The organism is Paenibacillus sp. fava2, assembly GCF_058313675.1.
In genome coordinates, this window is record NZ_CM177755.1 from 7,266,946 (window position 1) to 7,274,642 (window position 7,697).

The 7,697-nt window shown below is 47.8% G+C and carries 7 protein-coding genes; all 7 read right to left on the bottom strand.

The features are described from left to right. Positions 1-249: 249 nt before the first annotated feature. Positions 250-972 carry a 16S rRNA (guanine(527)-N(7))-methyltransferase RsmG gene (gene rsmG, locus AC4G46_RS32040; protein WP_491126174.1) on the bottom strand — a complete coding sequence of 241 codons (723 nt, stop codon included), beginning with the start codon at positions 970-972 and terminating at the stop codon, positions 250-252. A gap of 3 nt (positions 973-975) precedes the next feature. Further along, on the bottom strand, positions 976-2,862 hold the full coding sequence (gene mnmG / locus AC4G46_RS32045; protein WP_491126175.1) for a tRNA uridine-5-carboxymethylaminomethyl(34) synthesis enzyme MnmG: 1,887 nt from the start codon (positions 2,860-2,862) through the stop codon (positions 976-978). Between the two features lie 51 nt (positions 2,863-2,913). Next, a complete protein-coding gene (gene mnmE / locus AC4G46_RS32050) occupies positions 2,914-4,290 on the bottom strand; it encodes a tRNA uridine-5-carboxymethylaminomethyl(34) synthesis GTPase MnmE (RefSeq protein WP_277468301.1) in 1,377 nt (458 codons plus the stop codon). A 136-nt stretch (positions 4,291-4,426) separates the two neighbouring features. Further along, positions 4,427-5,161, bottom strand: coding sequence for an RNA-binding cell elongation regulator Jag/EloR (gene jag, locus AC4G46_RS32055; protein ID WP_491126176.1), 735 nt, complete (start codon positions 5,159-5,161; stop codon positions 4,427-4,429). After that, positions 5,158-6,060 carry a YidC/Oxa1 family membrane protein insertase gene (locus tag AC4G46_RS32060; protein ID WP_068729577.1) on the bottom strand — a complete coding sequence of 301 codons (903 nt, stop codon included), beginning with the start codon at positions 6,058-6,060 and terminating at the stop codon, positions 5,158-5,160. The genes jag and AC4G46_RS32060 overlap by 4 nt, the downstream gene beginning before the upstream one ends. Before the next feature lie 86 nt (positions 6,061-6,146). Next, complete coding sequence (gene rnpA / locus AC4G46_RS32065) at positions 6,147-6,497, bottom strand: ribonuclease P protein component (RefSeq protein ID WP_068729579.1); 351 nt, start codon at positions 6,495-6,497, stop codon at positions 6,147-6,149. A gap of 393 nt (positions 6,498-6,890) precedes the next feature. Beyond that, positions 6,891-7,025, bottom strand: a complete 135-nt coding sequence (gene rpmH / locus AC4G46_RS32070; RefSeq protein WP_019914530.1) for a 50S ribosomal protein L34 — start codon at positions 7,023-7,025, stop codon at positions 6,891-6,893. Positions 7,026-7,697 lie beyond the last annotated feature (672 nt).

Here is a 7,697-nt window from a genome sequence, read left to right on the forward strand (position 1 = left end):
ATTATATTACGATCCTCTTAACCTAGCCTGGCAAAAAGCCCATCGTACAACCTACTCTAAATCTGATACTCTATCATTCTATCACTTTTCCTCAGATAATCCTATTCTCCATAAAGACCTATTTTTCCTGCCTTTTATAACAATAGAGATGCGATATAGCATAGTCTGCAAAATAAAAAGCCCTTAGCAACTAAGGACTCCTTATTAAGCAAGCTATTCAACTGGATAAAAATGTTTCACGTGAAACAATTAAATGAGCGGTGCTTTCGCCGGCATTCCCGCTTTACGGGGATACTTGGCGGGTGTAGCACCTGTCTTGCGGATCATAACGATATGGCGCGCCGATTCTTCTACCGGCAGGCTGAACGATTCGACCTTCTTAAGCTCAGCACGCAATTCCTTGAGACTGCGTCCCGCTTCAATTAATTCCTCAGACGGGTCATTCCCCTTCATTGCTGCAAAAATCCCATCCTTCCGGGTAAACGGAAGGCAGAATTCATTGAGAAGTGACAAACGGGCAACCGCACGTGCAGTAACTACATCATACGCATCACGGTGAACGAACTGTCTGGCGATATCCTCCGCCCGGCCATGAATCAGCTGCACTCCGCTAAGTCCCAGCGTGTCACAGATATGCTGGAGGAAGGAAATTCTTTTGCTGAGTGAATCAACGATTGTCAGCTTAATATGCGGGAAGCAGATTTTTAGCGGAATACCGGGAAAGCCTGCACCTGATCCGATATCCGCCAGACTGTTCACTTGGGTCAGATCAACATAAAAGGCAAGTGAAAGCGAGTCATAAAAATGCTTGGTATAAACCTGATCCCGTTCTGTAATGCCGGTCAGATTCATCTTTTCATTCCAGGATACGAGCTCCTGATAATAAAGCTCAAACTGCTCCAGCTGCCGGGAAGAAAGCTCAATGCCCTTCTCCTGCAATAGAGCAACAAACTGTGCTGTTGTGCTGTCCATAAATTATCCTTTCGCTGCTGTCACCCGGTTATAATGCTCTAAGTGAACAAGCAGAATCGAAATATCAGCCGGAGTTACTCCGGCAATCCGCGATGCCTGTCCGATGGAGATCGGGGCGATCTTGGTCAGCTTCTGCCGCGCTTCCATCGCAAGCCCATGAATCTCGTTATAGTCGATATCATCTGGAATTTTCTTCTTCTCCATCTTCTGCAGCTTCTCTACATGTGCCAGCTGCTTCTCGATGTATCCGGCATATTTGATCTGAATTTCTACCTGCTCCTTCATCTCATCGTCCAGTTCTTCAGGTGAAGGCGATATCTGGTCAACAAAGCTGTAAGCGACCTCCGGACGGCGCATCAGCACAAGCAGGTTAGAGCCGTCAACGATAGGTGCCGATTCATAAGCTGCCAAAGCTTCATTAACCTCGACAGGCTTAACCTTCGTTTCCTGCAGACGGACAATCTCACGTTCAACCGTTTCTTTCTTATGGACAAAGGCATCATAGCGCTGCTGCGGAATTAGCCCGATGTCATATCCAATAGAAGTAAGACGCAGATCGGCATTGTCATGGCGAAGCAGCAGCCGGTATTCAGCACGGGAAGTAAGCAGGCGGTAAGGCTCATTCGTGCCCTTAGTCACCAGATCATCAATCAAAACGCCGATATAACCCTGGGAACGGTCAAGCACTACAGGTTCCTTATCCTGTACTTTACGGGCTGCATTAATACCGGCCATAACTCCTTGCCCGGCGGCCTCCTCGTATCCAGAAGTACCGTTAATCTGTCCCGCAGTGAACAATCCCGGCAGACGTTTGGTTTCCAGTGACGGCCACAGCTGTGTAGGCACCATGGCATCATACTCAATTGCATAACCGTTACGCATCATTTCTACCTTTTCCATCCCTGGAATGGAGCGAAGCACAGCTAACTGTACATCCTCAGGCAGACTGGTGGACAGTCCCTGCACGTAATACTCCGAAGTGTTTTTTCCTTCCGGTTCAAGAAAAATCTGGTGCTGTGACTTGTCGCTAAATCGTACTACCTTGTCTTCAATAGACGGGCAATAACGCGGGCCTGTTCCTTCAATAATACCGGTGAACATCGGGGCACGATGCAGGTTATCATTAATAATCTGGTGCGTTACAGGTTGGGTATAAGTCAGCCAGCATGGCAGCTGTTCGTTATCCGAAGATTTGGTTTCAAAAGAGAAGAATTTTGGTTTATCATCTCCGGGCTGAATTTCAGTCTTCGAGAAATCAATCGTATCCTTATGAACACGCGGCGGTGTACCTGTCTTGAAGCGGACCAGCTCAAAGCCAAGCTCACGCAGGTTCTCGGACAGGCGTACAGAAGGCTGCTGATTGTTCGGACCGCTCTCATATGTCAGCTCGCCCATAATCACTTTACCGCGCAGATACGTTCCAGTCGTCAAAATAACAGTCTTGCTGCGGTATACTGTACCGGTCTTGGTAATGACACCGGCACATTTTCCGTCCTCCACAATCAGCTCCTCAACCATCCCCTGGCGAAGTGTCAGATTCGGCGTCTTCTCCATCGTTTCTTTCATGGCGTGCTGATAAAGGTATTTATCCGCCTGGGCACGCAGTGCATGAACCGCCGGTCCTTTGCCTGTATTAAGCATGCGCAGCTGAATAAAGGTCTTATCAATGTTGCGGCCCATCTCGCCGCCCAGCGCATCGATTTCACGGACGACATGTCCTTTGGCCGGACCGCCGATCGAAGGATTACATGGCATAAAAGCCACCATATCCAGGTTAATGGTAATCATCAGTGTTTTGCAGCCCATCCGGGCTGCAGCCAGAGCAGCCTCGCAGCCGGCATGGCCGGCGCCTATGACCACTACGTCATAGCTGCCTCCTTCATAACTCATTTCTATTCCTCCTGACTGCTTATATGAGCAGTAATAATATATATGATCGGTTTATTTACCCAGACAAAATTGCGAGAAAATTTGATCAAGCAGTGAATCAGCAGCGGTATCCCCGATAATCTCCCCGAGCTGTTCCCAGGCCAGCCGCACATCAATCTGGATCATATCAATCGGCACCAGCATATCCGCAGCTTCATAAGCATCCTGCAGCGACTTATGCGCTTTTTTAAGTAGAGCGATATGCCGTACATTACTTACATAGGTGAGATCGCCTGATTCCAGTTTACCTCCGAAAAACAGCTCTGAAATAGCTTCCTCCAGCTTATCCAGTCCCTCTTCCTCAAGCACAGACATCGGCACAATACTGGACTCCTCAAAAAAAGTGAGCAGCTTGGCTTTGTCCAGCCGAGGCGGTAAGTCCATTTTATTCATGATGACCAAAGCTTGTCTACCGTGGATTTGTTCCATTAGTGCCAGTTCGTCCTCATGCAGCTCTTCGTTTGCATTAAGAACAAGCAGAATCAGATCGGCATCGCTGAATGCAGCTTTGGATCGTTCCACTCCGATCCGTTCAACCACATCCATTGTTTCACGGATGCCCGCAGTATCCAGCAGCTTCAGCGGGATGTTGTTGATTGTAACATACTCTTCTATTACATCACGCGTTGTTCCCGGAATATCGGTTACAATCGCTTTATTGTCACGGGCAAGCGCATTGAGCAAGGAAGATTTGCCGACATTAGGGCGGCCGACGATGGCTGTCGTGATACCTTCGCGCAGAATCTTACCTTCATTGGCAGTTTTCAGCAGCTTATCAATACCTGCCATAACCTCACTGCTTTTCTCTTTAATAAATTCTGCAGTCAGTGCTTCCACATCATGCTCAGGGTAATCAATGTTTACTTCTATATGGGCCAACGTTTCAATTAATGTATGGCGCAATGTCTTAATGCGCTCTGATAAGGAACCGCTGACCTGCTTCAGGGCAACGGAGAATGCCCGGTCTGACTTTGAACGGATCAGGTCGATTACCGCTTCAGCCTGGGAAAGATCGATCCGGCCGCCCAAAAATGCACGCTTGGTGAATTCACCGGGCTCAGCCAGACGGATATCCTGCTGCAGCAGCAGATCCATTACTCTTCTTACTGAAATAACGCCGCCATGGGCACTGATCTCGACTACATCCTCTGTAGTAAAAGAGCGTGGTCCCTTCATAACTGTAACCAGTACCTCTTCCATCCGCTCCCCGTTCACAGGATTAATGATATGCCCGTAATGAACGGTATGGGAAGGAACCTCTGTAAGCGGAGTACCGCCGCGGAACAAAAGGGCAACCTGCGATATCGCCTCAGGCCCGCTCACGCGGACAATCGCAATTCCCCCTTCACCCAGTGCCGTAGATACGGCAGCAATGGTGTCACTAAGCATGCTGTTTCTCACCTCAATATAATGTTTAATATCTCAAGTAGAATCAATTGCATCAAGAGATGCATAAATTATTATCTTTCAAAAAAAGCAATGACCCCTTACATTGGACAAGGAGTCATTGCAGCATATTTAATCTCTACTTCAATGTTATAACAACACGCCGGTTCGGTTCTTCACCCTTGCTAAGGGTACTGACCTGACGATGATCCTGCAGCCTGGAGTGAATGATCTTTCGCTCCTGCGGTGACATCGGTTCAAGCACAACCTCTTTGCGGGTCCGGATCACCCGGCCGGCCAGGCGGTCTGCCAGCTCCTCCAGAGTCTTCTTACGGCGCTCGCGGAAGTTCTCCGCATCCAGCACCAGACGGACGAAGCTGTCAGAATAACGGTTGGCCACAATATTAGCCAAATACTGCAGAGCATCGAGAGTCTGTCCTCTTCTGCCAATCAGGAGTCCCAGATCCGGACCGGAAATTTGCAGAATGGTCGATTCCTTGGTATGAACGATTTCTACTTCCACTGTAAGCCCCATGCTCTTAGCGACATCAACTATAAATTGAACGGCCTGTTGGTAAGCTTCCTCTGCGGGTTGTCCGGAATCTTGGCGCGGCACACCGCCGCCAGCCTCCTGTTTGCTCTCTCGTGTTGACTGCTGAGGCAGTGACGGAGCACTCGCCGCTGATGCCGGTGCGGCCTCAGGAATCAAGGTAAGCTCTACCTTGGCGCCTTTCGCACCGATCAATCCCAGGAATCCTTTTGACGGCTGTTCAAGTACGCTGACCGTTACCCGGTCCTTTTGAACTCCAAGCTGGCTCAGGCCACGTTCTACAGCTTCTTCAATGGTTTTCCCTGTTGCGACGACTTTGCTCATTTTGACTTTTTGGCTCCCTTCGCTTTGCCGCTATTGCCTTTTGCAGCGGGAGTAACATCCTTGCGAGCGCTTGAATCCTTGCCCTTCACAAGATTGACTTCTTTGCTGGTACCGGCACCTGCGACAGCCAATTTGGTCTTATCGTTGTTGCGGTATAAGAAGTAGTTCTGAATGATAGTGTACACGTTACTGTACACCCAGTATAGCGGCAGTGCTGCCGGGAAATTGTAAGACATGATGAAAATCAGAACCGGGTATACCATCATCATGAACTGCATTGGCCCCTGCTGCTGAACCGGATTCATCTTGGTCATCATCCGGGTCTGGAGGAACGTTGTAGCCGCAGCCAGCAGCGGCAGGATAAACAGCTTATCCGGTTCGCCGAGCTGGAGCCACAGGAACGAATGCTCACGCAGGTCCGGATTGTAGTAGATCGAGTTGTACAGAGCGATAAAAATCGGCATTTGCACGATCAGCGGCAGACAGCCTGCCATCGGATTGACTTTGTTCTCCTGGAACAGGCGCATCGTTTCCTGCTGCACCTTCTCAGGCTGATCTTTATATTTTTTCTGGATTTTCTGGAGCTCCGGTTGAATGGCCTGCATTGCACGCGAGCTTTTCACCTGTTTCATAGTAAGCGGCAGGATCAGCGTGCGGACGATGATCACCATTACAAGTACGGCCAGTCCATATTGTCCATTAAACCACTTAGCGAACGTATCTAGGGCGATGGCGAAATAATAAACTACGTTACTTTGCCAAAAGCCTCCATTCTTCAAATCCTCCGTCGTGTGCGTAACCGTTGATGATGGAGCGCACCCTGACAGGACGGCAATCATCAGTACCATTAACCCGAGGAGAAGAAACATTTTTCCCCGTTTAGTCTTCATTAGAGACACCTCAAAACCCCTCTCTTAAACATTCCACTGCACCGTAAATCATACCATAATTATGAAGACAAATAAACAAGCCTGTTCCGGGCCTGTTACTTGCGTGAAGCCTTGAGCAGCTTGGCTTTGCGGAGTACATGCAGTGCGCTTTTTTCGAGCTCCGCGTAATCCTTATCGAGTGCTCCCTTTCTAACGATGAATACTATATCCAGCCCGCCGGCAATTTCCGGCTCATGATGGCGGACAATCTCCTTTACCAGCCGTCTCATGCGGTTTCGCACGACAGCATTTCCGACCTTCTTGCTGACCGACACACCAAGCCGGAACCGTTCCACTTCTCTTTTGCTGAACCAGTACACCACAAATTGATGATTCGCAAATGACTTCCCATGGCGGTATACGCGGCTGAAGTCCGCACGGTTTCGTAATCGTAGACTTTTGTGCACGGGAATCTCCTATTCAAATACCGGATAACTCAGTCAAGCTCCGGAAAATGATCTTCTACTTAGTATTGTCATCCGGCTGCCGTCATAAACGGCTGTCCTCCGGACCAGGCATGTTACTTCCCCTGTTTGCGTATACATAAACCATTACATTCCAAACCATCTAAAAAAGGCCCGCAAAGTGTAACGAACAGCCTTTGCAGAGCCTCATCAATATCCATTCGCATCCGGCAGAAGCGGCGCGGCCCCCCGTTAGCGGCCGGTATCCGTTTCTGCCCTATATAAGGAAGCAAAAATTTCAGGACAGCTTATCAGCTTCCTTATATATCCCCCGGAAACTAATGAATTCTTTAATAGTAAAAAAGGACCACCGCAGTGGTCCCTAAGTGGCCTAACTTACGCACTCAAAACTTTTCTGCCTTTCAGGCGGCGGGCTGCCAGCACTTTACGGCCGTTTTTCGTGCTCATTCTTTTGCGGAAACCATGTACCTTCTTGCGTTTGCTCACATTCGGTTTGAACGTCGGTCTCATGTATTGCACCTCCCTTACAGGATCTTAATTACTGTCATATTAGCAGAAACGGTCTAAGCCGTCCTTTTGAGTAGGGACAGTATCTACAAGTATTATCAATTAATTTTGGAGACATATCCTCACAGAAAACACCTTTATATATTAAAGCATATCATTGTCCCAAAAGTCAACTATGTGTTGCAGCTTCCTTCCTCTTTTGGAAAACCGATTATCCACAGCCACCTCCGCCAAAAAAAGTATCCACAAGCTTACGCAGTTATCCACCTGTGATTAAAAAAATTATCCACGTTCGAAATTTTGAGTACAACCTGTGTATAAAAAAAATTGACCGCTGACAGAAACTGTCGAACGGTAAACAAATTATCAACAATATCTAGTGTTGTTCTTAAAAATTATACACAAGTGATTGAATTTGTGGATAAAATGGCTCGGCTCATTGAAAAACAAGGGACGTTTTGCTATGATGGTATTACTTTTGAATGTGAATAGATTTGTTTGTTCTATATATTATCAACAAGCTGTGGATAAAGTTGTGAACAATTCAAGTTTATCCATATTTTTTTGTCTCTATATATTGCTTATTGGGGATAAGATTCAGCACGAACCCATTTTCTTCGACATTTCCACTTCATGGCTGACGCCACATTGGAAGATTTAAAGGAGTGACAGTCT

Excerpts from the sequence above, each read along its gene's own strand:
- rpmH (WP_019914530.1), bottom strand. The coding sequence starts at position 7,025 with ATGAGACCGACGTTCAAACCGAATGTGAGCAAACGCAAGAAGGTACAT.
- mnmG (WP_491126175.1), bottom strand. The coding sequence starts at position 2,862 with ATGAGTTATGAAGGAGGCAGCTATGACGTAGTGGTCATAGGCGCCGGC.
- jag (WP_491126176.1), bottom strand. The coding sequence starts at position 5,161 with ATGAGCAAAGTCGTCGCAACAGGGAAAACCATTGAAGAAGCTGTAGAA.
- mnmE (WP_277468301.1), bottom strand. The coding sequence starts at position 4,290 with ATGCTTAGTGACACCATTGCTGCCGTATCTACGGCACTGGGTGAAGGG.
- rsmG (WP_491126174.1), bottom strand. The coding sequence starts at position 972 with ATGGACAGCACAACAGCACAGTTTGTTGCTCTATTGCAGGAGAAGGGC.